The sequence below is a fragment of the Pseudomonas sp. PLB05 genome, from assembly GCF_021106615.1.
Lineage (GTDB): Bacteria > Pseudomonadota > Gammaproteobacteria > Pseudomonadales > Pseudomonadaceae > Chryseomonas > Chryseomonas benzopyrenica.
In genome coordinates this window covers 891988-916050 of the sequence record NZ_JAJOHO010000001.1, presented here as the reverse complement: position 1 = coordinate 916050, position 24063 = coordinate 891988, and the positions used below count along the sequence as shown (strand labels likewise).

The 24063-nt window shown below is 66.4% G+C and carries 21 protein-coding genes and 2 tRNA genes; 2 read left to right on the top strand and 21 right to left on the bottom strand.

The genetic code is table 11. The annotated features are described in order from the left end of the window. Nucleotides 1-13: 13 nt before the first annotated feature. The 3 genes from LRS53_RS04220 to LRS53_RS04210 are packed head-to-tail and all read right to left on the bottom strand — an operon-like array spanning nucleotide 14 to nucleotide 3256. Entirely contained in the window at nucleotides 14-1042 is a 1029-nt protein-coding gene (locus LRS53_RS04220; protein WP_231355035.1) for a Zn-dependent oxidoreductase, read from the bottom strand. A 14-nt stretch (nucleotides 1043-1056) separates the two neighbouring features. Continuing rightward, entirely contained in the window at nucleotides 1057-2268 is a 1212-nt protein-coding gene (gene manD, locus LRS53_RS04215) for a D-mannonate dehydratase ManD (RefSeq protein WP_064309558.1), read from the bottom strand. 4 nt (nucleotides 2269-2272) lie between these two features. Continuing rightward, nucleotides 2273-3256 (bottom strand): sugar kinase, encoded by a 984-nt coding sequence (locus tag LRS53_RS04210; protein ID WP_231355034.1) that lies wholly within the window; start codon nucleotides 3254-3256, stop codon nucleotides 2273-2275. A gap of 300 nt (nucleotides 3257-3556) precedes the next feature. Between LRS53_RS04210 and kdgR the strand changes: the two genes are divergently transcribed. Next, nucleotides 3557-4339 carry a DNA-binding transcriptional regulator KdgR gene (gene kdgR / locus LRS53_RS04205; RefSeq protein ID WP_026083874.1) on the top strand — a complete coding sequence of 261 codons (783 nt, stop codon included), beginning with the start codon at nucleotides 3557-3559 and terminating at the stop codon, nucleotides 4337-4339. A 480-nt stretch (nucleotides 4340-4819) separates the two neighbouring features. Here the strand turns inward: kdgR and LRS53_RS04200 are convergent. The 18 genes from LRS53_RS04200 to leuC form a co-directional block, all read right to left on the bottom strand. Beyond that, nucleotides 4820-4896, bottom strand: a tRNA-Asp gene (locus LRS53_RS04200). Nucleotides 4897-4934: 38 nt separating this feature from the next. Next, nucleotides 4935-5010: transfer RNA gene (locus LRS53_RS04195), tRNA-Val, on the bottom strand. Between the two features lie 79 nt (nucleotides 5011-5089). Next, nucleotides 5090-5857, bottom strand: coding sequence for an SDR family oxidoreductase (locus LRS53_RS04190; RefSeq protein WP_231355033.1), 768 nt, complete (start codon nucleotides 5855-5857; stop codon nucleotides 5090-5092). Continuing rightward, nucleotides 5854-7065 carry an O-succinylhomoserine sulfhydrylase gene (locus LRS53_RS04185; protein ID WP_231355032.1) on the bottom strand — a complete coding sequence of 404 codons (1212 nt, stop codon included), beginning with the start codon at nucleotides 7063-7065 and terminating at the stop codon, nucleotides 5854-5856. Before LRS53_RS04185 ends, LRS53_RS04190 begins: the two co-directional genes overlap by 4 nt. Before the next feature lie 10 nt (nucleotides 7066-7075). Continuing rightward, entirely contained in the window at nucleotides 7076-8584 is a 1509-nt protein-coding gene (gene purF, locus LRS53_RS04180; protein WP_017641288.1) for an amidophosphoribosyltransferase, read from the bottom strand. Between the two features lie 82 nt (nucleotides 8585-8666). After that, a complete protein-coding gene (locus tag LRS53_RS04175) occupies nucleotides 8667-9212 on the bottom strand; it encodes a CvpA family protein (protein WP_231355031.1) in 546 nt (181 codons plus the stop codon). A 54-nt stretch (nucleotides 9213-9266) separates the two neighbouring features. After that, nucleotides 9267-9926, bottom strand: coding sequence for an SPOR domain-containing protein (locus tag LRS53_RS04170; RefSeq protein WP_017641290.1), 660 nt, complete (start codon nucleotides 9924-9926; stop codon nucleotides 9267-9269). A 3-nt stretch (nucleotides 9927-9929) separates the two neighbouring features. Next, a complete protein-coding gene (folC, locus tag LRS53_RS04165; RefSeq protein ID WP_231355030.1) occupies nucleotides 9930-11222 on the bottom strand; it encodes a bifunctional tetrahydrofolate synthase/dihydrofolate synthase in 1293 nt (430 codons plus the stop codon). After that, nucleotides 11222-12091: an acetyl-CoA carboxylase, carboxyltransferase subunit beta gene (gene accD, locus LRS53_RS04160; RefSeq protein ID WP_017641292.1), complete on the bottom strand. Its 870-nt coding sequence runs from the start codon at nucleotides 12089-12091 to the stop codon at nucleotides 11222-11224. The genes folC and accD overlap by 1 nt, the downstream gene beginning before the upstream one ends. A 211-nt stretch (nucleotides 12092-12302) precedes the next feature. After that, nucleotides 12303-12932: a phosphoribosylanthranilate isomerase gene (locus LRS53_RS04155; RefSeq protein WP_231355029.1), complete on the bottom strand. Its 630-nt coding sequence runs from the start codon at nucleotides 12930-12932 to the stop codon at nucleotides 12303-12305. A 54-nt stretch (nucleotides 12933-12986) separates the two neighbouring features. Next, the gene (gene truA, locus LRS53_RS04150) at nucleotides 12987-13838 is read right to left on the bottom strand and encodes a tRNA pseudouridine(38-40) synthase TruA (protein WP_017641294.1); all 852 of its coding nucleotides are present in this window, start codon (nucleotides 13836-13838) and stop codon (nucleotides 12987-12989) included. A 71-nt stretch (nucleotides 13839-13909) separates the two neighbouring features. Then, a complete protein-coding gene (locus LRS53_RS04145) occupies nucleotides 13910-16588 on the bottom strand; it encodes a FimV/HubP family polar landmark protein (RefSeq protein ID WP_231355028.1) in 2679 nt (892 codons plus the stop codon). Nucleotides 16589-16711: 123 nt separating this feature from the next. Beyond that, nucleotides 16712-17707: an aspartate-semialdehyde dehydrogenase gene (locus LRS53_RS04140; protein ID WP_231355027.1), complete on the bottom strand. Its 996-nt coding sequence runs from the start codon at nucleotides 17705-17707 to the stop codon at nucleotides 16712-16714. Between the two features lie 78 nt (nucleotides 17708-17785). Then, complete coding sequence (gene asd, locus LRS53_RS04135) at nucleotides 17786-18898, bottom strand: aspartate-semialdehyde dehydrogenase (RefSeq protein ID WP_007158663.1); 1113 nt, start codon at nucleotides 18896-18898, stop codon at nucleotides 17786-17788. 57 nt (nucleotides 18899-18955) lie between these two features. Next, a complete protein-coding gene (leuB, locus tag LRS53_RS04130; RefSeq protein ID WP_231355026.1) occupies nucleotides 18956-20038 on the bottom strand; it encodes a 3-isopropylmalate dehydrogenase in 1083 nt (360 codons plus the stop codon). 19 nt (nucleotides 20039-20057) lie between these two features. Beyond that, the gene (locus LRS53_RS04125) at nucleotides 20058-20822 is read right to left on the bottom strand and encodes a class I SAM-dependent methyltransferase (RefSeq protein ID WP_017641298.1); all 765 of its coding nucleotides are present in this window, start codon (nucleotides 20820-20822) and stop codon (nucleotides 20058-20060) included. Nucleotides 20823-20867: 45 nt separating this feature from the next. Further along, nucleotides 20868-21512, bottom strand: a complete 645-nt coding sequence (leuD, locus tag LRS53_RS04120; protein WP_064309567.1) for a 3-isopropylmalate dehydratase small subunit — start codon at nucleotides 21510-21512, stop codon at nucleotides 20868-20870. An 11-nt stretch (nucleotides 21513-21523) separates the two neighbouring features. After that, nucleotides 21524-22948, bottom strand: coding sequence for a 3-isopropylmalate dehydratase large subunit (leuC, locus tag LRS53_RS04115; protein WP_064309568.1), 1425 nt, complete (start codon nucleotides 22946-22948; stop codon nucleotides 21524-21526). A 141-nt stretch (nucleotides 22949-23089) separates the two neighbouring features. On the opposite strand from leuC, the gene LRS53_RS04110 reads away from it, so the two are divergent. After that, nucleotides 23090-23965, top strand: coding sequence for a LysR family transcriptional regulator (locus LRS53_RS04110; RefSeq protein ID WP_231355025.1), 876 nt, complete (start codon nucleotides 23090-23092; stop codon nucleotides 23963-23965). Nucleotides 23966-24063 lie beyond the last annotated feature (98 nt).

The window sequence follows — 24063 nt, the reverse complement described above, 5'->3', positions numbered from 1 at the left end:
GGAGTCGGATTTTTCAGACGTTGCCGCCCCACTGCACCAGCACCTTGCGCGTCTGCTCGGGGTGCCTTTCGATCAGCTCGATGGCGCCCGGCATCTCCTGGCTGGCCACCTGATGGCTGATCAGCGCCGCGGCATCCAGCTTGCCCGCCGCCAGCAGCTCGATGACCCGCGGGAAGCGCCCGTTGTTGAGCCGCGAGCCCACCAGGGTCAGTTCCTTCTTGATGATCTCCAGCTGCACCAGCTCGCTGGGCGTGGCGCTGAAGCCCAGCAGGCCGATGCGCCCGGCCGGCGAGGCCAGGCGGACGATCTCCGGAAGCAAGGCCGGATGGCAGGCGGCGTCGACGATCAGGGGCACGCCCTCGCCACCGGTGGCCTCGCGCAGCGCCGCCTCGACATCGGTATCGCGGCCATTAAGAGTGCGGGTCGCGCCCAGGGCACGGGCGGTGGCCAGGCGATCGTCCAGCACATCGGTCACGGTGATGTCGGCGATGCCCAGCGCCCTGGCCATCTGCACCAGGGTCAGGCCGATCACCCCGGCGCCATAGATCAGCAATGAATCGCCGGGAAAGACCTGCATCCGCTCCAGCACATTGAGGGCGATGCTGTAGGGCTCCACCAGCGCGGCCTGCGCCAGCGGCAAACCGGGCGGCAGGCGATGGGCATTGGCCGCGGGTACGCAGACCTCTTCGCTGAAGCCGCCATCGCGATGCACACCCAGCACCTGCAGGCGACTGCAGACATTGGGCCGGCCGATGCGGCAGGGATAGCAGCTGCCGCAGGCGATCACCGGATCGACGCAGACCGGATCGCCCACCGCCAGGCCGCTCACGCCCTCGCCTACCTCGCGCACCACCCCGGCGAATTCATGGCCGGTGACGCGGGGAAAGCGCACGAAGGCGTTCTGCCCATGGATGATGTGCATGTCCGAGCCGCAGATGCCGGCATAGGCCACTCCGACGCGGACCTCGCCGGGTGCCAACGCGGGCACCGCGACCTCTTCGATGCTGAATTCGTGGGGTGCTCTGACCTGAAAGGCTTTCATCCTGGATTCCTCGCTCACCAATGCCACAGGGTGCCGTCCACCAGCCGATTCACCGGCAGGCTGGCGCGTTTGTACGGATAACGGGCGGCGAGGTCTTCATCGATGTCCACGCCATGGCCGGGTACCTCGCCCGGGGTGAAATGGCCGTCCTCGAAACGATAGGCATGGGGGAAAACCTCCTCGATGCGCGCCTCGTGGGGCATGTGCTCCTGGATGCCGAAGTTGGGTACCCAGGTGTCGAAGTGCAGCGCCGCGCCCATGCACACCGGTGACAGGTCGGTGGCGCCGTGGAAGCCGGTGCGCACCTGGTAGAGCGCCGCCAGATCGGCGATGCGCCTCATGTGGGTGATGCCGCCGGCATGCACCAGGGTGGCGCGGATGTAGTCGATCAGCTGCTCCTGGATCAGCTCACGGCAGTCGTGGATGGAGTTGAACACCTCGCCCACCGCCAGCGGCGTGGTGGTGTGCTGGCGGATCAGCCGGAAGGCTTCCTGGTTTTCCGCCGGGGTACAGTCCTCCAGCCAGAACAGGTTGTATTCCTCGACCCTCTTGCCCAGCCGCCCCGCTTCGATGGGCGTCAGCCGGTGGTGCACGTCGTGCAGCAGGTGCAGGTCGTCGCCGAAGCGCTCGCGCACCGCGGCGAACAGCTTGGGCACGTGATTGAGGTACTTGGCGGTGTCCCAGACGTGCTCCGCTGGCAGGTCGCTGTCGGCCGGTTCGTAGCGCTCGCCTTCGCGCTTGGCTACGCCATAGGTGGTGGGGATGCCCGGCACCCCGCACTGCACCCGCACCGCGCGATAGCCCTGCTCGACATGGCGGGCCACTTCGTCCAGGCAGCTCTCGATGTCCTTGCCGGTGGCATGGCCATAGACCATCACCCGCTCGCGGCTCTTGCCGCCGAGCAGCTGGTACAGCGGCATACCAGCGGCCTTGGCCTTGAGATCCCAGAGCGCCACGTCCACCGCGGCGATGGCGGTCATGGTCACCGGTCCGCGCCGCCAGTAGGCACCGCGATAGAGGTACTGCCAGATGTCTTCGATGCGGTGGGCGTCACGACCGATCAGCGCCGGCAGCACGTGCTCTTCCAGGTAGGCGACGACCGCCAGCTCGCGGCCATTGAGGGTGGCGTCACCCAGGCCATGGAGGCCTTCGTCGGTGACGATCTTGAGCGTGACCAGATTGCGACCGGGACAGGTGACGATGACGCGGGCTTCAGTGATCTTCATGGCTTCAGGCCTGGGCAGTGAGAGAAAGAAACAGGGGCGGCATGGCCGGCATGGCCGCGCGCGAGATGAGCGCGCCGGGATGCTGGATGACCGTAGCCGCCAAGCGATGGCCCCAGGAGGCGGCCGCCGCGGGCACTCCCTCCTGGAGGCGGCAGGCCAGGTAGGCGGCGCTGAAGGAGTCCCCGGCGGCAGTGGTATCGACCACCCGGGCCACGGCTTCGCCGGCCACTTCCTGGCGTCCTTGGCGGCTCTGCAGCAGGCAGCTGCGTGCGCCGCGCTTGAGCGCTACCTCGGCCACGCCCCACTCGGCGTACTGGGCGAACAGCGCCGCCTCGTCGGCGAAACCGAACAGGGCGGCATCGTCTTCCCAGGTCACCAGCGCCAGATCGGTCAGTTGCAACAGCCGGTGATAGGCCGTGCGCGCGGCCTGGACACTCGGCCACAGCCGCGGCCGGTAGTTGTTGTCGAAGACGATGCGGGTGCCGGCGGCACGAGCCTGGCGCAGAGCCTCCAGCAGCCGCTCGCGGCCGGTATTGGTCAGCACCGCCAGGCTGATACCGCTGAGGTAGAGCACCTGATACTCGGCCAGGGCCGCCAGCAGCGGTTGGGCCTCGGCACCGTCGAAACACTCCCGCGCCGCCGCCTCGCCGCGCCAGTAGAGAAAGCGCCGCTCGCCGTCGGCGTCGGTCTGGATCAGATAGAGGCCCGGCAGACGTCCGGGCAGCACCCGTACCCGCTCGTCCCCTACGCCCTCCTCACGCCAGCAGGCGCGCATGGCCTGGCTCAGGCTGTCGTCGCCCACCGCGGTGAGGTAATCCACCTGCACCCCGTCGCCCCCCAATAGCCGCCGCAGATAGACAGCAGCATTCAGGGTATCGCCGCCAAAGGCCTGGCCCAGCTGGCCATCCATCTGACTGCGCAACTCGACCATGCATTCACCGATGAGGCCGATGCGGGTGATGGAAGTCGCTAGGAAGGCCGCGCTCATGCGTCCTCGCTCCATGCCGTAGACGAACTTTGCACCCTGGCGACAAGCGAAGATCCGCGTCTGATCAAAGCGCGAAAAGACAAAGAGACAACCAGCGGCTGGCGTACGGGCATCATGACTGTGGACCTGGCTATTGTTCTTGTTCGATCCGGCGACCTGGACCACCGAAGGGGACGGTCACCGCCGCCGAACTACTTTCGGGACAGTGTTCCGTTTTGATGGACCCAGTGTTGCTGGCAATTCCCACATCCGTCAATCAGAATGGAACACTGTTCCACCAAATAGGCGACCGGCGGTCTCATGGAAAAATCGACTTCTCTCGGCAACGACATGGTCAGTGCGGTCGGACGTACCCTGGCCGTACTGGAAGCCCTCGGCGAACGCGAGGACGACTGCGGCGTCTCGGAGCTGGCGCAGCAGCTGGACCTGTCGAAAAGCACTGTCCACCGCTTCCTGCAGACGCTCAAGGCCCTGGGCTATGTGGTCCAGGATGCCGAGGACCGCTACCGCCTGAGCGTCAAGCTGTTCGAACTGGGCGCCCGCGCCCTGCCGCAGCTGGAACTGGTCCGCGAAGCCGAATCGGGCATGCGCTTGCTCAACGACCTCACCGGCGAGACCGTCCACCTCGGCATCTTCGACGAGGGCGCCATCGTCTATGTGCACAAGCTCGACTCGCGCTACACCCTGCGCATGTATTCGCGCATTGGGCGGCGGGCGCCGCTGTATTGCACCGGGATCGGCAAGGTGCTGATGGCCTGGCGGCCGGAGGCCGAGGTACGACAGATCCTCGCCCAGGAGACCTTTGTCCGTCGCACGCCCAACACCCTCGACAGCCTGGCTGCCTACCTGACGGAACTGGCACGCGTCCGCGCGTTGGGTTTCGCCGAGGACCACGAGGAATTCGAAGACAACATGAGGTGCCTGGCGGCGCCGATCCGCGATCGCTTCGGCCAGGTCATCGCCGGCCTGAGCGTCTCCTTTCCCTGCTTCCGCTTTCGTGAAGACCTCAAGGCCGAGTACGTCGAGCAGATGCTCGCCACCACGGCGCGCATCTCGGCCCAGTTGGGTGCCCCGGCGCGCTAGCGCCGTCGGAACAGGTCCTGATGGCCGAGGACATCGATCCCGCTAAGGGCGCCAGCCAGGCGTCCAGCGCCAGCAACGAGGAGCCGCGCCGGTCTCAGGTCGGGGGTGGCGGAATTCGCGATCGGCACGAGGCCACCGGCCTGTCCTGTAGCAGCCGCCGAAGCGCCGCCAACGCCGTCGTTCCTCTCCGGCAGCGGACCCTCGACGGTTTCCCGCACCTCGGCCAGACAGCCCTCGGCCGGTAGCCCGGTGAGGCGGCAGAGGTTGCGAGAGATTTGCCGGGCCGTGCGGCCTTTTCAGTCGGCGGGGAACCGTTCTTGATGAAGGGCTATGACATCCGACGCTCATGGCCAAACGCACTTGCCGCGACGTCTGTCGGCAAACGGTAGGCACGGCTTTTTTCCAGGCACAAAAAAAGCTGCCCTAGGGCAGCTTCTCTTGCGTCGTTCGGGCAGTTCAGAGGACCCAAAACAACTCATATGGCGCGGCGGACGGGACTCGAACCCGCGACCCCCGGCGTGACAGGCCGGTATTCTAACCGACTGAACTACCGCCGCGCAGTGCGTGTACCTTGCGGAACACTTCCCGAAGAGTTTGGTGGCTGATGACGGGATCGAACCGCCGACCCCCTGCGTGTGATGCAGGTGCTCTCCCAGCTGAGCTAATCAGCCATCCCCTTCGGGTGACGCGCATTCTCCTCGTAGCCCCTTGATCCGTCAAGGATTTTTCCAATTTTATTTTCTACGGGCGCTATTCCCGATAGATCATCTTGCGGGTCATGCCGCCGTCCAGGGTGATCGCCTCGCCAGTGATGAAACCGGCGTTGCCGCTCAGCAACCAGGCTACGCAGGCCGCGACATCTTCCACCGTCCCTACCCGCCCGACCGGATGCTGCTCATGGTCGGTGGCGGACAGCGGCTCGGCTTCGCGGACATGGGCATCGCGCGCATCGATCCAACCCGGGCAGAGGGCATTCACCCGCACTTCCGGGCCCAGGCTGATGGCCAGGGCATGGGTCAGGGCCAGCAATCCGCCCTTGCTCGCGGCATAGGCCTCGCTGTGGGGCTCGGACTGCCGGGCTCGAGTCGAGGCGATGTTGACGATGGCGCCCTGCTGCTCGCGCAGATAGGGCGCGCAATGCTTGGCCATCAGCATGGGGCCGTCCAGATTCACCCCTAGCACTTTGCGCCACTCGGCCAGCGCCAGGCTTTCCAGCGGCTGGCCCTGGGCGGTGGCGAGACCGGCATTGTTGACCAGGGCGTCCAGCCGACCGAACTGGCCGATCACCTGGGCGACGGCGGACTCCACCTGACTCTCGTCAGCCACGTCCAGGGCGACGAACAAGGCGCGTTCGCCAAGGGCAGCAGCCACCTTGGCGCCGCGCTCCTGCTCGATGTCGGCCACCACTACCCGCCAGCCTTCGGCTACCAGCCAGGCGGCGATGCCCAGCCCGATCCCACGCGCCGCGCCGGTGACCAGGGCGACGCGCAGCTCTACCGGTGCGAACGTCAGACTCATAGCGCCGCCAGTCCGCGGGCCAGATCCTGGCGCAGGTCACCCAGGTCTTCGAGACCCACGGCGATGCGGATCAGGCTGTCGCTGATCCCGGCATTGGCGCGCTCGGCGGGCGACAGCCGCCCATGCGAGGTGGTCGCCGGGTGGGCGATGGTGGTCTTGGTATCGCCCAGGTTGGTGGTGATGGAAATCATCCGAGTGGCATCGATGAAACGCCAGGCAGCATCGCGCCCACCAGCCACCTCGAAGCTCACCACAGCGCCGAAGGCCGATTGCTGACGGCAGGCCAGCTCATGCTGCGGATGGCTTTGCAGGCCGGCATAGTGGACCCGCTCGACGCCGGACTGGCCTTCCAGCCAGCGCGCCAGCTCCAGTGCGGTCTGGCTATGCGCCTGCATGCGGATCCTCAGCGTCTCCAGACCCTTGAGGAACAGCCAGGCGTTGAAGGGGCTCAGGGTCGGTCCGGCGGTACGCAGGAAGCCTACCACTTCCTTCATCTGTTCGGCACGGCCAGCGACCACGCCGCCCATGCCGCGGCCCTGGCCATCGATGTACTTGGTCGCCGAATGGATGACGATGTCGGCACCCAGCGCCAGCGGCTTTTGCAGCGCCGGGGTGCAGAAGCAGTTGTCGACTGCCAGCAGCGCGCCCTGGGCATGGGCGATCTCGGCCAGGGCGGCGATGTCCACCAGCTCGGCGAGGGGATTGGACGGGGACTCGACGAAGAACAGCCGGGTATTGGGCTTGCAGGCCGCCTGCCAGGCATCGAGATCGGCCAGCGGCGGATAGTCCACCTCGATACCGAAGCGCTTGAAGTACTTTTCGAACAGGCTGATGGTGGAGCCGAACACGCTGCGCGAGACCAGCACATGGTCGCCGGCGCTGCACAGGCTCATCACCATGGCCAGGATGGCCGACATGCCCGAGGCGGTGGCCACCGCCTGCTCGGCCCCTTCGAGGGCTGCGATGCGGGCCTCGAAGGTACGCACCGTGGGATTGGTGTAGCGCGAGTAGACGTTGCCCGGCACCTCGCCGGCGAAACGCGCCGCGGCATCCGCGGCGGTCCGGAACACATAGCTGCTGGTCAGGAACAGGGCTTCGCCATGCTCGCCTTCCGGCGAGCGCTGCTGCCCTGCCCGCACCGCCAAGGTCTCGAAGGCCGCACCTTCGAGATCACTGTCCAGGCGTCCGGCATCCCAGTCTTGGCTCATGTGCAGCTCCTTAGTCGTTGTAGAGATCGATGATGGCGCTGACCGCCTTGTGCTTGCCCTTGGCCGCGTCGTTGCGCGCCTGCTCGATCCGATTCAGATAGGCGGCATCGACGTCGCCGGTGATGTACTCGCCATCGAACACCGCGCAGTCGAACTGCTCAACCTTGGGCGCCTTGCGGGTACGCACGGCTTCCTGCAGGTCTTGTAGATCCTGGTAGATCAGCCAGTCGGCGCCGATCAGCTCGCCGACCTCCTCGGTGGTGCGGCCATGGGCGATCAGTTCGTGCACGCTGGGCATGTCGATGCCGTAAACGTTGGGGAAGCGCACCGCCGGGGCCGCCGAGCAGAAGTAGACCTTCTTGGCGCCGGCTTCGCGGGCCATCTGGATGATCTGCTTGCAGGTCGTGCCGCGGACGATGGAGTCATCCACCAGCATCACGTTCTTGCCGCGGAATTCCAGCTCGATGGCGTTGAGTTTCTGGCGCACCGACTTCTTGCGCGCGGCCTGGCCGGGCATGATGAAGGTCCGGCCGATGTAGCGGTTCTTGACGAAACCCTCGCGGAACTTGACGCCCAGGTGGTTGGCCAGCTCCAGCGCCGCGGTGCGGCTGGTGTCCGGAATCGGGATGACCACGTCGATGTCGTGCTCGGGCCGCTCGCGCTGGATCTTCTCGGCGAGCTTCTCGCCCATGCGCAGGCGGGCCTTGTAGACCGAGATGCCGTCGATGATGGAATCCGGGCGCGCCAGGTAGACGTGCTCGAAGATACAGGGCGCGTAGTGCGGATTCTGCGCGCACTGGCGGGTGTAGAGACGCCCGTCCTCGGTGATGTACACCGCTTCGCCCGGCTCCAGGTCGCGGATCAGGGTGAAGCCGAGTACATCGAGGGCGACGCTTTCGGAGGCGATCATGTACTCCACGCCGTATTCGGTGTGACGCTGGCCGAAGACGATGGGGCGGATGGCGTTGGGATCGCGGAAGCCGACGATGCCATAGCCGGTGATCATGGCCACCACGGCGTAACCGCCACGGCAACGCTCATGAACCTCGGAAACCGCGGCGAAGACGTCGTCCTCGGTGGGCTGCAGCTTGTTGCGTACCGCCAGCTCGTGGGCGAAGACGTTGAGCAGCACCTCGGAATCGGAGGTGGTGTTGACGTGGCGCAGATCGGATTCGTAGATCTCGCGGGACAGTTGCTCGACGTTGGTCAGGTTGCCGTTGTGCGCGAGGGTGATGCCATAGGGCGAATTCACGTAGAACGGCTGCGCCTCGGCGGAGCTGGAGCTGCCGGCGGTGGGATAGCGCACATGGCCGATGCCCATGTGGCCGACCAGGTGCTGCATGTGCCGCTGCTGGAAGACATCGCGGACCAGGCCGTTGTCTTTGCGCAGGAAGAGTTTACCGTCCAGACTGGTGACGATACCGGCGGCATCCTGACCGCGATGTTGAAGGACGGTGAGCGCGTCGTACAACGACTGGTTGACGTTAGTCTTGCCCACGATACCTACGATGCCACACATGTGACGCGACCCCACTGTTTCAAGTGATGCGACGGCGAACCATCGCAGGATGACCCCGGCAGTGCGAGGCCTGGAAAAGCGTTCAAGGAGCCTTGGGCCCCAGCTGCGGCAGCAATTGCAGACTGGGCATGGGCGTCGCGCCCAGCCATTGGCCGGCAAAGCCCAGCAGCAGATTCTTCGACCAATCGGCCACTAAAAGAAAATGTGGAACCAGCACCGACTGTTGCCACCAGCCATCCTGCTGGACCGGCCCCAGGCTCAACAGGCCCACGGCCACGGTGATTAACAGCGCACCGCGGGCGGCGCCAAAGGCCATGCCGAGAAAGCGATCGGTGCCCGACAATCCGGTGACGCGGATCAATTCGCCAAGCAAGAAGCTCACCAGGGCACCAACGAGCAGCGTCAGTACGAAGAGAATGACACAGGCGGCGATCACCCGTCCGGAAGGCACCTGAATATAGTCGACCAGGTAGCTGGACAGCGCCCCGCCGAAGACCCAGGCCACGCCACCGGCCACGATCCAGGTGGCCAATGACAACGCTTCCTTGACGAAGCCGCGCCTGAGACTGATCAGGCAGGAAACGATGACGACGGCGACGATCGCCCAGTCCACCCAGGTGAAGCCCACGGCAAGGTCCACTTACAAAAAGGCCCTGCATTCTAGCAGAGCCTTGTGACCGGGTTAACCGCGCTCCGGCTGAAAGCGTACGACGAAACCCTTGACGCCATTCTGCTTGTTGAGCTGATCGCGCAGGCGATCCGCCTCACTGCGCTCTATCACCGGCCCGACGAAGACGCGATTCATGCCATCGGCAGTCCGCACGTAGGCGTTGTAGCCCTGGCTGCGCAGCTTGGCCTGCAGGGCATCGGCGCTTGGCCGGGACGACAGACTGGCGAGCTGCACCGACCAGCTGTTGGGCAGGTTGGCCGCGCCCAGGCGCGAGTCCGGCTTGGCCGCCGGCGCCGGGGTAGCCGTCGGTGCCACGGGAGCACTGGCCACGGGCGCAGGGGTGGCAGGCGCCTTGGCGACCGGCGCGGCAGGCTGGGGCGGCGGCGCCGTCACCGGGGCATTCTGCGCCGGCGCCTGACCGGAGGTACCGGCGATGGGCGTCTGCGGCTTGCCGAGCGGCTTGGCCGGCTCGTCCGGCACCACCACCACCGGCGGCGCCTCGGGCGTCTGCACCGGCTGAACCTCGGTACTGGGCACGGTGGGCGCGGCCGGCTGGGGCGGCGCCTCGACCGCTACCTTGCGGGCGTCGTCCTGGCGATTGAAGAGCATGGGTACGAAGATGATGATCAGCGCCAGCAGTACCAGCGCGCCTATGACTCTTTGCTTGAGCATGGGTTATGCCTCCGCGGATTCGGATAGGGAAGAGAGCTGCGCGAGGACCTCGGCGACGCTGTAGAAGGAGCCGAACACCACCACCTCGTCGGCTGCCGAACTGGCCGCCAGCTGGGCTTCGAAGGCCGACAGCAGCGAAGCATGGGCCTCGGCCCGGGCACCCTGCGCCCTCAGGATGGCGGCCACCTCGGCGCCGTCGCGACTGCGCGGGGTCGGCAGACTCGCCACCGCCCAGTCGGCGAACAGCGCTGCCAGGGGCGCCAGGATGCCATCCAGGTCCTTGTCGGCCAGGACGCCGAACACCGCACGCCGCACGCCGGCGACCGGCTTCATCGCCAGGCGCCGGGCCAGGTACTCGGCGGCGTGGGGATTGTGGGCCACGTCCAGCAGGACATTGAGGGCTTTCCCTGCCCGCTCGACCTGGCGACGATCGAGCCGACCGGTCATGCGCGTGGCCTGGAGCGCCACCGCGATCCGCTCCGGCAGCCAGGGCTGGTCGAGCAAGGCGTAGGCCTGCAGGGCCAGAGCGGCATTTTCCATGGGCAGATCCAGCAGCGGCAGGCCCGGCAGCGCCAAGTCATTGCCCTGGGCATCGCGCCCACGCCAGAACCAGCTGGCGCTCTCGATCTGCAGATCGAAGGCTTCCCCGCGCAGCAGCAAGGGGGCACCCAGGCGTTCGGCGGCTGCGGTCAGCGGCGCGGGCGGCTGCAGATCGCCACAGAGGGCCGGCTTGCCAGCGCGGAAGATCCCGGCCTTTTCCACGGCGACGCTCTCGCGGGTATCGCCCAGCCATTCGGCGTGATCCAGGCCGATGCTGGTAACCAATGCCAGATCGGCGTCGATCAGGTTGACCGCATCCAGGCGCCCGCCCAGACCGACTTCGAGAACGGCGACGTCCAGCCGGGCGCGCTCGAACAGCCAGAAGGCGGCCAGGGTACCCACTTCGAAATAGGTCAGGCTGATCTCGCCCCGCGCGGCTTCCACCGCGGCGAAGGCGGTGCAGAGCTCGCTATCGCTGGCGAGGGTGCCGTCCACGTCGACGCGCTCGTTGTAGCGCACCAGATGCGGCGAGGCATAGACGCCCACCCGCTGCCCGCTGGCGCGCAGCAGGCTGGCGAGAAAGGCACAGGTGGAGCCCTTGCCGTTGGTGCCGGTCACGGTCACCACCCGCGGGGCCGGCCGGGTCAGGCCCAGCCGCTGCGCGACCTCGCGCACCCGGTCCAAGCCCATGTCGATCGCCGACGGATGCAGCTGCTCGAGATAGGCCAGCCACTGCGCGAGGCTGCGCGCAGCCATCAGGCCGCCGGAACCGGCTGGTGCTGGAAGGTCGCCAGCAGACGCGCCAGGCGATCACGCAGTTCCTTGCGCGACACGATGAGGTCGACGGCGCCATGCTCCAGCAGGAATTCGCTGCGCTGGAAGCCTTCCGGCAGCTTTTCGCGCACGGTCTGCTCGATCACGCGCGGGCCGGCAAAGCCGATCAGCGCCTTGGGCTCGGCGACGATGACGTCACCCAGCATCGCCAGACTGGCGGAGACGCCACCGTAAACCGGATCGGTCAGCACCGAGATGAAGGGGATGCCCTCTTCGCGCAGGCGCGCCAGCACCGCGGAGGTCTTGGCCATCTGCATCAGGGAGATCAGGGCTTCCTGCATCCGCGCACCACCGGAGGCGGAGAAGCAGATCAGCGGGCAGCGCTGTTCCAGGGCCACGTTGGCCGCGCGCACGAAACGCTCGCCGACCACGGCGCCCATGGAGCCACCCATGAAGGAAAATTCGAAGGCGCAGACCGCCACCGGCATGCCCTTGAGGGTGCCACGCATGGAGATCAGGGCGTCTTTCTCGCCGGTTTCCTTCTGTGCTGCAGTGAAGCGATCCTTGTACTTCTTGCTGTCCCGGAATTTCAGCCGGTCCACCGGCTCCAGCTCGGTGCCCAGCTCTTCACGACCTTCGGCGTCGAGGAAGATGTCCAGGCGGCGACGCGCGTTGATACGCATGTGGTGACCGCACTTCAGGCACACGTCCAGGTTCTTTTCCAGCTCCGGACGGTAGAGGACCGCTTCGCAGGCCGGACACTTGTGCCAAAGACCTTCCGGCACCGAACTGCGCTTCACCTCGGACCGCATGATGGAAGGAATCAGTTTGTCGACCAGCCAATTGCTCATGCATCTCTCTCCACTTGCATGGGCTCCCAGCGCGGCCTGGGCCACGCCTTCCTTGAGCATCTGTAATAGGTTCGGCAGCGCCCGCTGTATCCCGGGCTGCTACCCTGTTGTCGCATGCCGGCCCCCTGGGAGCCGGACGGCAGACCCACCAGGGGCGGATCCGCTTGAATATGTCGCAGGTGTGGACGGCGACCACCTGACGAGGGTCACATCAGGCGACCGCGGCACCTCGCACGGCCGCCACGAAACGCGCGATCTCGGCGGCATCCTTGATGCCCTTGGCCTGCTCTACGCCGCCGCTCACGTCCACGCCATAGGGCCGGGACGCGGCGATGGCCGTGGCGACGTTGCCCGCGTCCAGCCCGCCCGCCACGATCAGCGGCAGCGAGGGTTCCTGCGGTACCCGCGTCCAGTCGAAGGCCTGACCGGTCCCCCCAGGCACGCCGGCGACATAGGTATCGAGCAGCAAGCCGCGGGCGCCGGCGTAGTCACCGGCGATGGCGACGAGGTCGATGTCCTCGCGCATGCGCAGAGCCTTGATATAGGGACGGCGGTAACGGGCGCATTGCGCCGGCGTCTCGTCGCCGTGGAATTGCAGGAGATCCAGGGGCACGGCATCCAGCGTCTCCTCGATCTCGCAGGGCGAGGCATCGACGAAGAGCCCGACGGTGGTCACGAAGGGCGGCAGCGCCGCCACGATCTGACGCGCCTGGGCAGCGCTCACCGCGCGCGGGCTGCGCGCATAGAACACCAGGCCGATGGCATCGGCGCCGGCAGCCGCGGCGGCCAGCGCATCCTCGACCCGGGTGATCCCGCAGATCTTCACTCGAACGTTAGCCAAACCGGAATGACCTCGTTCCAAATCGATGGATGTTAGCAGACCACCCGCGCAGCGTCAGCCTTGGGGGTCATCCAGCTCGGGGATATGCCCCAGGAACAGCGGACCCAGCGGCCGCTTGGGCACGGGCGTGCTTTCGGGATATTCGGCGTCCACCAGGTAGAGGCCATAGGGATGGGCGGTAACGCCACCCAGCCGTCGCTCCCGCGCCGCCAGGACCTCGCTCACCCACTCCACCGGCCGCTCGCCACAGCCCACCGCCATCAGCACCCCGGCGATGTTGCGCACCATGTGGTGCAGGAAGGCATTGGCGCGGATGTCGAGGACGATCAGCCGCCCGCTCTGCCAGAGACGCAGGTGGTGGATGGTCTTGATCGCCGACTTGGCCTGGCAGGCCTTGGCCCGAAAGGAGGTGAAGTCGTGGGTGCCGAGCAGCACCTGGGCCGCCTCGCGCATGGGCTCGATGCGCAGCGGACGATGATTCCAGGTGACCTCCTCGGCGAGGTGGGCGGGCCGGATCGGGTCGTTGTAGATCACGTAGCGATAACGCCGTGCCATGGCGCTGAAACGGGCGTGGAACTCGTTGCTGACCGGCTTGACCCAGGTGACGCTGATGTCGGACGGCAGATTGGCGTTGGTGCCCATCACCCAGGCCTTGAGCGGCCGCGCGACGGGGGATTCGAAATGCACCACCTGGCCGGTGGCGTGTACCCCACAGTCGGTACGCCCGGCGCAGTGCAGCGCGATGGGCGCCGCGGCGACCTCGGACAGAGCGTCTTCCAGGGTCTCCTGGACGGAGCGCACGCCCGGCTGCTGGCGCTGCCAACCGCGATAGCGCGCACCCTTGTACTCCACGCCGAGCGCAATGCGCTGGGGCGGAACGATGATGGTGGGGTCTAGAAAATCCAAGGCGACGGCCAGGCGAAAAAAAGGGGAGGCAGCTTATAGCGCCTCCCCTCCTCTGCCAAGTCCGGCCGCGGTCAGCTGAGCTGGGCGATGATCTCCCGCGCTTCCTGCTGTTGTCCGGCATTGCCCTCGGCCAGCACCTCATCGAGGATGTCCCGGGCACCCTCGGGATCGCCCATGTCGATGTAGGCGCGCGCCAGGTCCAGCTTGGTGGCGGTCTCGTCTTCACCGGAGAGGAAGTCGAAGTCGTCCAGACCGTCGCTACCAGCCGTGCCGCTGGTGGTCTCGGCATCGAACTGGCGCGAGGCCTCCTGCAGGCGGGCGGCGAATTCTTCGTCGCTTTCGCGTTTGGGCGCCGGCTGCTCGTCGTCGAAATCGGACAGGTCGAAACTTGCTGGCAGCTCGGCGTCGGCGGTCCGCGTGGCGGGCGCATCCAGCGGCTCGTCGAAGGCCGAACTAGCGTTCGAACGCTCGATCGGCTCGTCCTGTACCGGATCGCCCTGCCGCTCGAATTCGCTGAAGTCCAGGGCGAAGTCGTCGTCCTTGGCGGCCGGAGTGGTCGCCGAGGTAGCCGTGGGTTCGGCATCGAAATTGAGATCGAAGTCGAAATCGTCGCGGGAGTCGGCGGCCTTGGCCTGAGCATCGGCGAAGGCTTCGCCAAACAGCGGCTCCTCGACCGGACCAGCCGGCTGATTCGACTGGGTGTCCTCGCTGCCGAAGTCATCCAGGGACAGATCGAAGTCCTGGCTGTCCTCGGTGGCCGAGAAACCCTGATTGCGGGTCTGCTCCTCGCTCAGTTCGTGGGCGGCGGCCAGGGCAGCCGCCCCGACTGCAGCCGAGGCCACCGCCACGGTGGCCATTGCCGGATAGCGCGACTTCAGGTGCTCGACCGCCGGCTGGGCGCCACCGATCTCCTTGAGTTCGCGCTCCTCGCGCTGGAAGCCATCCTTGTCGCCCATCTCGGCATAGACTTCCATGAGCTTGAGGCGCAGATCGGCGCGATGGGGCTCCTGGTCGCTGGCCTTCTTGAGCACCTCGGCCGCCTGACTGAAGCGACCATAGGCCATGTAGATGTCGGCCTGACCCAGGGCGTCGTCCTGGGCGTCGGCGTCCTGCGCGCTGTCCTGGGTACCCTGCCCCAATTCCAGGCCGGCGAGTGCGTGGTGGTCGCCAAGCTCGGGATCCGCCTCGAACACCGTATCGTTGCGCGCGGCTTCGGCGTCACGCTCACGCTCGGCCTCCTTCACCGCATTGCGACGCGAGTTGATCATCAGCAGGACCAGCAGCGCCAGCAAGGCGCTGCCGCCGATGATGCCGAGCCACAGCGGGTTGCTGAGGATCTCGTCGAGGAAGCTGTTGGTCGCCTCGGTCGGTTCGGTCGCCGGGGTGCTTGGCGTGACCGGAATGACCTTGGGCTCGCTGGCAGCGGGCGGTGCCGCGCCGGTACCTGCCTCGCTGGCGGGCGGCGTGGTGGTCGGTGCGGGGGTGCCCTCGGCTGGAGTGGCCGGGGTCGTCGCCGCCGGCTCCTGAGGCGCCGGCGTGGCGGTGTTCTCGGCCGGCGCGGGCGTGACCGGAGCCGCGGCTCCAGGCGATGCCGGCGGCTGGGCCGGCTGGCCCGCGGCCTGGGGATTGGCCATGTTGGCCTGCATCCGCGCCAGTTGGGCGTCCTTGAGCTGCATGATCTTCTGCAGCTTGTCGAGCTGCGACTGCAGATCGCCGAGGCGGCTCTTGAGTTCTTCGTTCTCGCGGCGGGTGGTGTCCAGGCTCTCCTGGGTCACCGCCAGGCGATCGGCCAGGGCCTGGTCACCGCCCTTGCCACCGGCGGACTCGCCGGCGCGACCGGAGGGCTGACCGGAGAGCAGCTTGAGGTTGTCCTTGGGCGCGGCGGGTGTCGACGTCTCGTTGCCACTCGGCTGGGTCGATGCATCTACCTGCCGGCGTGGCGTCCCCGCGGAGGCGCTGTCGCCACCCTGCTTCCAGGCGCGGGTCTGGCGGGCGATCTCGGCCACCGCCTCGCGCTGGGGCCGCGCGCCGGCCTGGGCCTGATCGGGCAGGCGCAGCACCTGGCCGCTTTTCATCAGGTTGATGTTGCGATCGATGAAGGCGTCGGGATTCAGGTCCTGGATCGCCAGCATGGTCTGATCGACGGTGACGCTGGACGCCGGGCGATTGCGCGCCGCCACTTCCCAGAGGGTATCGCGCCGCTCGGTGGTGTAGGTGCCAGGCGCCTGGGTCACGCTCGGCGCCGGCGCGGCAGGGGGCGTGGCCGGACGCGGCGCACTCGGCGAGGTGGTGCGCGCCCGCGGTGCGGCTGGGACCTGAGGTGCGAACGGCGCTGCCGCGGCCTGGGGGGTATAGAGCGGCGGATCCAGCAGCACCGTGTACTCGCGCAGGATCCGGCCACTCGGCCAGTTTACTTCGAGCAGGAAGTTGAGATAGGGCTCGCGCACCGGGCGCGCCGAGGTCACGCGGATGACGGTGCGCCCATTGCGCACCTCCGGCGTGAACTTGAGATCGTTGAGAAAGAAGGCGCGGTCCACCCCAGCCTTGCCGAAATCCTCGGCGGAGGCCAGATTGGGGCGCAATTCGGCGGCGCCAAGGTCGCGCAGGTCCGACAGATCGATGGTGGCATCGAAGGGCTGATTGAGGGCGGAATTGAGGTGGATCTCCCCCAGGCTGAGGGCCTGGGCCGCGCCAGACATCAAGGCGCTCGCCGCTGCAATTGCCCGCACCAGTTTCTGAACTCGAACCATGACCGTCCCTTTTTAGAAGCTGTCGATCGCGCCACCGTGCGGGCGCCTGTGTCCATCGCTGCGTGCCATGTCCACCACCCCTTTGCTCAAGCCAAAAGGGCGAAGCATTTCACGAAGTATCTTTTAGGCCGACTGTTTAAGCAACAATTCGGCCAGCTGAACGGCTGTGAGCGCCGATAATCTGACGTTGTCCGCCACCAGCCAACACTCCAGTCGTCGAGCATCCCGTGGATGCAGTCGGACGCGCCCTACCAACACCTCTTCCCGCCCCAGGGCATCGCCTACCGCGGACGGACAATCGAGCTCTTCGTCGAGCGCCAGGCCCGGCTCGTCCCCTAGGGCTTCCAGCACCTGCTCCAGTTGCCAGGGCGCCCGGGCCCTCAGGCTCAGCGCCAGGCTGTCGCCAAAGAACACCGGCGCCTGCAGTGCGGTGACATCCAGTACCGGCAAGGTCTCGCCCAGCACCTGCTCACATTCGTCCAGCAGGCGATGTTCCTGGGCAGTATAGCCATCCGCGGCCGGCGCACCGGTGCGACCTAGCAGATTGAAGGCCAGCTGGCCCTCGAACAGCCGTGCCTCAACTGGCCGGCCATTGAGCAGTTCGGTGGCCTGACGCGCCAATTCCTCGACGCCGCCACGGCCAGCGCCGGACGCCGCCAGGCAGGCGGTCAAGGAAGCGTCACCTAGGGTATTGAGGCGAGCGAGCACCGCTGCCACGCTGGCGGCCGCCTGGGTGGCAGCCAGGGGCACCCCGAGCCAGGCGGCGGCAGAGAGATTGTCCAGACGCTCGCCGTTGATCCGGGGCAGGACGGAGCGCGCGGCCGAGGCGCCACTGAGATCCAGCACGGCGCAACCGGCGGCGGTGAGTTGCGGCCTGAGACCTTCCACCACGGTGGCTGGTACGGCGAGGATGACGATGCCGACCTGGGCGAAATCGAAGCCGTCAACGCTGGTGACGCGCAGGTTGCTGCCTCGGAACGGCAGATTCTGACCTGCCGACTCACCACTGGCGAGCAGGTGCAGCCGGCCGAGGGGCACGTCGCGCTCGTCGAGGAGTTCGCGAATGGCTTCGCCATGGGCACTGGTGGCGCCGATGAGGGCGATATCTCTGGCAGTCATGATGGGGACGGTCCGCAACGAAAGAGGGCCGCACTTTACTGGCGGCCCTCCTCCCTAAGCAAACGTTTAACCGTCAGCTCACTGTTCGAGCAGGATCCGCAGCATGCGCCGCAGCGGCTCCGCAGCACCCCACAGCAGCTGGTCGCCAACGGTGAAGGCGCCCAGGTACTGGGAACCCATGTTCAGCTTGCGCAGCCGGCCGACCGGTACGCTCAGGGTTCCGGTCACGGCAGCCGGCGTCAGATCGCGCATGCTGACGTCGCGGTTGTTCGGCACCAGCTTGACCCATGGATTGTGCTGGCTGATCAGGCCGTGGATGTCGGACAGCGGCACGTCCTTGTTGAGCTTGATGGTCAACGCCTGGCTGTGGCAGCGCATGGCGCCGATGCGCACGCAGATGCCGTCCACCGGGATGGGATTCTTGAAGCGTCCGAGGATCTTGTTGGTCTCGGCCTGGGCCTTCCATTCCTCGCGGCTCTGGCCGTTGGGCAGTTCCTTGTCGATCCAGGGGATCAGGCTGCCGGCCAGGGGAACGCCGAATTGCTCGGTGGGGAAGGCTTCGCTACGCAGGGTCTCGGCGACCTGGCGGTCGATGTCGAGGATGGCGCTGGCCGGATCGGCCAGGCTGTCGGCGACGGCAGCGTGGGTCGCGCCCATCTGGCGGATCAGTTCGCGCATGTTCTGGGCACCGGCGCCGGAGGCCGCCTGGTAGGTCATGGCGCTCATCCAGTCCACCAGACCGGCTTCGAACAGCCCGCCCAGGGCCATCAGCATCAGGCTGACGGTGCAGTTACCGCCGATGAAGTCCTTGCGGCCATCGGCCAGGGCCTGGTCGATGACGCGACGGTTGACCGGGTCCAGCACGATGACGGCGTCATCCTGCATGCGCAGACTGGAAGCCGCGTCGATCCAGTAGCCTTTCCAACCGGCCTGGCGCAGCTTGGGGAACACCTCGGAGGTGTAGTCGCCGCCCTGGCAGGTGAGGATGACGTCGAGGGTCTTGAGCTCGTCGATGCTGTAGGCGTCCTTGAGCGGCGCCACGCCCTTGCCAATGGCCGGGCCTTCGCCGCCGACGTTGGAAGTGGTGAAGAACACGGGCTCGATCAAGTCGAAATCCCGCTCTTCGAGCATGCGTTGCATGAGCACGGAGCCCACCATGCCACGCCAACCGATCAGACCTACACGTTTCATCGCTACTGCACCTTTGTTGTCTTGGAGGACGGCCGCCTCCCCTGGCGGCCGATCAGATTAACGCCTAACGAGCGCCGCTACTACTGCTTCGCCCATCTCGCGGGTACCCACCCGCTGCTTGCCTTCCGACCAGATGTCGCCGGTCCGCAGGCCCTGATCCAGCACCTGGCCCACCGCCGCCTCGATAGCCTCGGCCGCCGCGGCGGCGCCGAAGGTGTATCTGAGCATCATGGCCACCGAGAGGATGGTGGCCAGCGGGTTGGCGACGCCCTGGCCGGCGATGTCGGGCGCCGAGCCGTGGCAGGGCTCGTACATGCCCTTGTTGTGGGCATCCAGGGATGCCGAGGGCAGCATGCCGATGGAGCCGGTCAGCATCGAGGCTTCGTCGGAGAGGATGTCGCCGAACATGTTGTCGGTGACGATGACGTCGAACTGCTTGGGTGCCCGGACCAGCTGCATGGCGGCGTTGTCGACGTACATGTGGCTGAGTTCGACGTCGGGATAGTCCTTGGCCACCTCCTCCACCACTTCGCGCCACAGGCGGCTGGATTCGAGGACGTTGGCCTTGTCCACCGAGCACAGTTTCTTCCCGCGCAGACGGGCCATGTCGAAGCCGACGCGGGCGATGCGGCGGATCTCGCCTTCGCTGTACGGCAGGGTGTCGAAGGCCTGGCGTTCGCCGTTCTCCAACACCCGGGTCTCGCGCGGCGAGCCGAAATAGATGCCGCCGGTCAGCTCACGGACGATGAGGATGTCCAGGCCGGAGACCACTTCCGGCTTGAGGGTCGAGGCCTCGGCCAGTTGCGGATAGAGGATGGCCGGACGCAGGTTGCCGAACAGGCCCAGGGCGGAACGGATCTTCAGCAGACCGCGCTCGGGACGGATGTCGCGCTCGAGCTTGTCCCACTTGGGACCACCCACGGCGCCCAGCAGTACGGCATCGGCGGCGCGGGCAAGCGCCAGGGTCTCGTCGGCCAGAGGCACGCCGTAGCGATCGATGGCGGCGCCACCCAGGTCGTCATGGACCAGCTCGAAGCCGAGGTCATGGTCGCGGTTGACCGCTTCGAGCACCTTGACCGCCTCGGCCATGATTTCCGGACCGATGCCGTCGCCCGGCAGGATGAGGATCTGCTTGCTCATTGTCTTTTCCTGTTCCAAATCAGATGGGCTGGGCCCAGAGAACCATGACGTCGACGCTGAAGGAGCCGTCGCGGTCGATTTCGAAATACTGGCGGACTTCCTGACCGATCTTGTTCTGCAGGCTGCGGATGGCCTGGCACTGCGGCTCGGGCGTACGCATGCGCCCGGTCCAGCTGGCGAAGTCCAGGCGCAGGCGCTGGCGACGGCAGCGGGTCACGCCGAGGCGCGCCATGTCCAGCAGGCGGTGCCACTCGGCCAGGGAGTAGTTACGCACATGGCTGATGTCGCGCAGGATCTCCACCGTCTGCAGGTAGGTGTCCAGGCGCGGGTTGGCCGGCGAGACCACGTCGATGATGGCCATTTCGCCACCGTGTCGCAGCACACGGCGCACTTCGCGCAGGGCCGCGCCGATGTCGCGCCAGTGGTGCGCCGAATAGCGGCTGAAGACGAAGTCGAAGCTGGCGTCGCCGAAGGGCAAGTGCTCGGCCATGCCGGGCTGGACGCTGATGTTGTCCAGGCCCTGCTCGGCGGCGGTGCGCTTGACCACCGAAAGCATTTCCTCGGCCAGATCCAGGGCGACCACTTGGCCGGCCACCGGCGCCACGTTGTAGCTGACGTGACCGCCACCGCACCCGAGATCCAGCACCTTAGCGCCTTCGCGCTGGGCCACGGCGTCACGCAATTCGGCGAGTTCGGCGCCCTGGGCATGGACGGTGCTGGTCAGGTAGGCCTCGGCGGTGGCGCCGAATTGCTGCTGTACGTGTTGCTCGTGGTCACCGCTCATGGAGCCTCCGGAAAGAGCGCCGACCTTGAGGGCCGGCGACGGGGTTCAGGCGCTGGGGAACATCCAGGGACTGCTCTGGCGATAGCGGGCTTCGAAACTCCCGATGGCGTCGGCATCCTGCAGGGTCAGGCCGATGTCGTCCAGGCCATTGAGCAGGCAGTGCTTGCGAAAGGCATCGATCTCGAAGGACAGCGCCACACCATCGGGACGGCGCACGGTCTGGCTCTCGAGATCGACCACCAACTGGTAGCCCTCGCTGGCTTCGACCTGGCGGAACAGCTCGTCGACGTCGGCATCGCTGAGGATGATCGGCAAGAGGCCGTTCTTGAAGCTGTTGTTGAAGAAGATGTCAGCGAAGCTGGGCGCGATCACCGAACGGAAGCCGTAGCCATCCAGCGCCCAGGGCGCGTGTTCGCGGCTGGAACCGCAACCGAAGTTTTCCCGGGCCAGCAGGATGCTGGCGCCGGCATAGCGCGGCTGGTTGAGCACGAACTCGGGGTTGAGCGGGCGCTTGCTGTTGTCCTGGCCAGGTTGGCCGACGTCCAGATAGCGCCACTCGTCGAACAGGTTCGGGCCGAAGCCGGTGCGCTTGATCGACTTGAGGAATTGCTTGGGAATGATCTGGTCGGTATCGACGTTGGCGCGATCCAGGGGTGCGACCAAACCGGTGTGCTGGGTAAAGGCTTGCATGGTCAGGCTCCTCAGGCGGTGGCGAAGTCGCGGACGTCGACGAAACGACCGGCGATGGCAGCGGCGGCGGCCATGGCCGGGCTCACCAGGTGGGTACGGCCACCGGCGCCTTGCCGGCCTTCGAAGTTGCGGTTGGAGGTGGAGGCGCAGTGCTCGCCACTCTCCAGGCGGTCGGCGTTCATCGCCAGGCACATGGAGCAGCCCGGCTCGCGCCACTCGAAGCCGGCTTCGATGAACACCTTGTCCAGGCCTTCGCGCTCGGCCTGGGCCTTGACCAGACCGGAGCCCGGCACCACCAGTGCCTGCTTGAGGGTCGCCGCGACCTTGCGGCCCTTGGCCACGGCGGCGGCGGCGCGCAGGTCCTCGATGCGAGAGTTGGTGCAGGAGCCGATGAAGACGCGATCGAGCACGATGTCGGTGATCGGCTGGTTGGCCTTGAGGCCCATGTATTTCAGGGCGCGTTCGATGGAACCGCGCTTGACCGGATCGGCTTCGCGGGTCGGATCCGGCACCTGCTGGTCGACGGCCAGGACCATCTCGGGCGAGGTGCCCCAGCTGACCTGCGGCTTGATCTGGGTGGCGTCGAGCTCGACCACGGTATCGAAGTGGGCATCGGCATCGGATACCAAGCCACGCCACTCGGCCACGGCGGCCTCCCAGACGGCGCCGGTGGGCGCGAAGGGACGACCCTCGACGTAGTCGATGGTGGTCTGGTCCACCGCCACCATGCCCACCCGGGCACCGGCCTCGATGGACATGTTGCAGATGGTCATGCGCCCTTCCATGGACAGGGCGCGAATGGCGCTGCCGGCGAATTCGATGGCATGGCCGTTACCGCCGGCGGTGCCGATCTTGCCGATGATGGCGAGAACGATGTCCTTGGCGGTCACGCCGAAGGGCAAGTCGCCTTCCACCTTCACCAACATGTTCTTCATCTTCTTGGCCACCAGGCACTGGGTGGCGAGCACGTGCTCGACCTCGGAGGTGCCGATGCCATGGGCCAGAGCGGCGAAGGCGCCGTTGGTGGAAGTGTGGGAGTCACCGCAGACCACGGTCATGCCGGGCAGCACGGCGCCCTGCTCCGGGCCGATGACGTGAACGATGCCCTGGCGGACGTCGTTCATCTTGAACTGGGTGATACCGAAGTCGTCGCAGTTCTCGTCCAGGGTGCGGACCTGGATGCGCGAGGTCTCGTCCTTGATGGAGTCGAGGCCTTCCTTGCGGTCCGGGGTGGTGGGCACGTTGTGGTCGAGGGTCGCGAGGTTGGCGTCGAGGCGCCAGGGTTTGCGGCCGGCCAGACGCAGGCCTTCGAAGGCCTGGGGCGAGGTCACTTCGTGGATGATGTGGCGGTCGATGTAGAGCAGCGCCGAACCGTCGTCGCGCTGCTTGACCAGATGCATATCCCAGAGTTTGTCGTAGAGCGTCTTGCCAGCCATGGATGGATTCCTCATCAGGCGTGGAACGGCACGGGCCTTTGCATGCCCTTGGTGCTTGTGGGGTCAAAGATACCGCGCTAGGCTCGCATGAAACAAATTCATCTTTTTCATGAAGCGCATAACCAATAGGAATTCGACGTCTTGGACCTCGCCAATCTCAATGCCTTTGTCGCCATTGCCGAAACCGGCGGCTTTTCCGACGCTGGCGAGCGCCTGCACCTGACCCAGCCCGCGATCAGCAAGCGCATCGCCGCACTGGAGCTGCAGCTGGGGCTGCGGCTGTTCGACCGCATCGGGCGCGAGGTCAGCCTGACCGAGGCCGGACGTGCCCTGCTCCCCCGCGCCTATCAGATTCTCGGCGTGATCGATGACACCCGGCGGGCGCTGACCAATCTCAATGGTGCCATCGGTGGCCGGCTGACGCTGGCGACCAGTCACCACATCGGCCTGCACCGGTTGCCGCCGATCCTCAGGCGCTTTACCCGGGAATATCCCGAGGTGGCGCTGGATATCCGCTTTCTCGATTCGGAAGCCGCCTACGACGAGATTCTGCATGGGCGGGTGGAGTTGGCGATCATTACCTTGGCGCCCCAGACCGCGGCGCCGATCAAGGCGGTGCCGGTGTGGAAAGATCCGCTGGATTTCGTGGCGGCGCCCGAACATCCGCTGGCGAATCAGGCAGAGGTGACCCTAGCCGACGTGGCGCGGCATCCGGCGGTGTTTCCCGGAGGCAATACATTTACCCGGCTGATCGTGCATGGGCTCTTCGATGCCCAGGGGCTGACACCCAATATCGCCATGAGCACCAATTACCTGGAGACCATCAAGATGCTGGTGTCCATCGGCCTGGCCTGGAGCGTGCTGCCGCGGACCCTGCTGGACGACCAGGTGCGCCGGCTGCCGCTGCCGGGGATACAGCTGGAGCGACGGCTAGGGTACATCCTGCATACGGAGCGCACCCATTCGAATGCGGCCCAGGCGTTCATGGGATTGCTGGATGAGGTGGAGGGGAAGTAACGCGTTCAGCGTATACCTATTGATTAGGCATGCGTTTCCGGCATTGGCAATCGCGGCCATGGGCCGCTCCTACAAGTACGGAGCTAACCTGTAGGAGC

What these genes read in the sequence shown, in the direction of transcription:
- LRS53_RS04220 (WP_231355035.1), bottom strand. Translation starts at nt 1,042, where the DNA reads ATGAAAGCCTTTCAGGTCAGAGCACCCCACGAATTCAGCATCGAAGAG.
- manD (WP_064309558.1), bottom strand. Translation starts at nt 2,268, where the DNA reads ATGAAGATCACTGAAGCCCGCGTCATCGTCACCTGTCCCGGTCGCAAT.
- LRS53_RS04210 (WP_231355034.1), bottom strand. Translation starts at nt 3,256, where the DNA reads ATGAGCGCGGCCTTCCTAGCGACTTCCATCACCCGCATCGGCCTCATC.
- kdgR (WP_026083874.1), top strand. Translation starts at nt 3,557, where the DNA reads ATGGAAAAATCGACTTCTCTCGGCAACGACATGGTCAGTGCGGTCGGA.
- LRS53_RS04190 (WP_231355033.1), bottom strand. Translation starts at nt 5,857, where the DNA reads ATGAGTCTGACGTTCGCACCGGTAGAGCTGCGCGTCGCCCTGGTCACC.
- LRS53_RS04185 (WP_231355032.1), bottom strand. Translation starts at nt 7,065, where the DNA reads ATGAGCCAAGACTGGGATGCCGGACGCCTGGACAGTGATCTCGAAGGT.
- purF (WP_017641288.1), bottom strand. Translation starts at nt 8,584, where the DNA reads ATGTGTGGCATCGTAGGTATCGTGGGCAAGACTAACGTCAACCAGTCG.
- LRS53_RS04170 (WP_017641290.1), bottom strand. Translation starts at nt 9,926, where the DNA reads ATGCTCAAGCAAAGAGTCATAGGCGCGCTGGTACTGCTGGCGCTGATC.
- folC (WP_231355030.1), bottom strand. Translation starts at nt 11,222, where the DNA reads ATGGCTGCGCGCAGCCTCGCGCAGTGGCTGGCCTATCTCGAGCAGCTG.
- accD (WP_017641292.1), bottom strand. Translation starts at nt 12,091, where the DNA reads ATGAGCAATTGGCTGGTCGACAAACTGATTCCTTCCATCATGCGGTCC.
- LRS53_RS04145 (WP_231355028.1), bottom strand. Translation starts at nt 16,588, where the DNA reads ATGGTTCGAGTTCAGAAACTGGTGCGGGCAATTGCAGCGGCGAGCGCC.
- LRS53_RS04140 (WP_231355027.1), bottom strand. Translation starts at nt 17,707, where the DNA reads ATGACTGCCAGAGATATCGCCCTCATCGGCGCCACCAGTGCCCATGGC.
- asd (WP_007158663.1), bottom strand. Translation starts at nt 18,898, where the DNA reads ATGAAACGTGTAGGTCTGATCGGTTGGCGTGGCATGGTGGGCTCCGTG.
- leuB (WP_231355026.1), bottom strand. Translation starts at nt 20,038, where the DNA reads ATGAGCAAGCAGATCCTCATCCTGCCGGGCGACGGCATCGGTCCGGAA.
- LRS53_RS04125 (WP_017641298.1), bottom strand. Translation starts at nt 20,822, where the DNA reads ATGAGCGGTGACCACGAGCAACACGTACAGCAGCAATTCGGCGCCACC.
- leuD (WP_064309567.1), bottom strand. Translation starts at nt 21,512, where the DNA reads ATGCAAGCCTTTACCCAGCACACCGGTTTGGTCGCACCCCTGGATCGC.
- leuC (WP_064309568.1), bottom strand. Translation starts at nt 22,948, where the DNA reads ATGGCTGGCAAGACGCTCTACGACAAACTCTGGGATATGCATCTGGTC.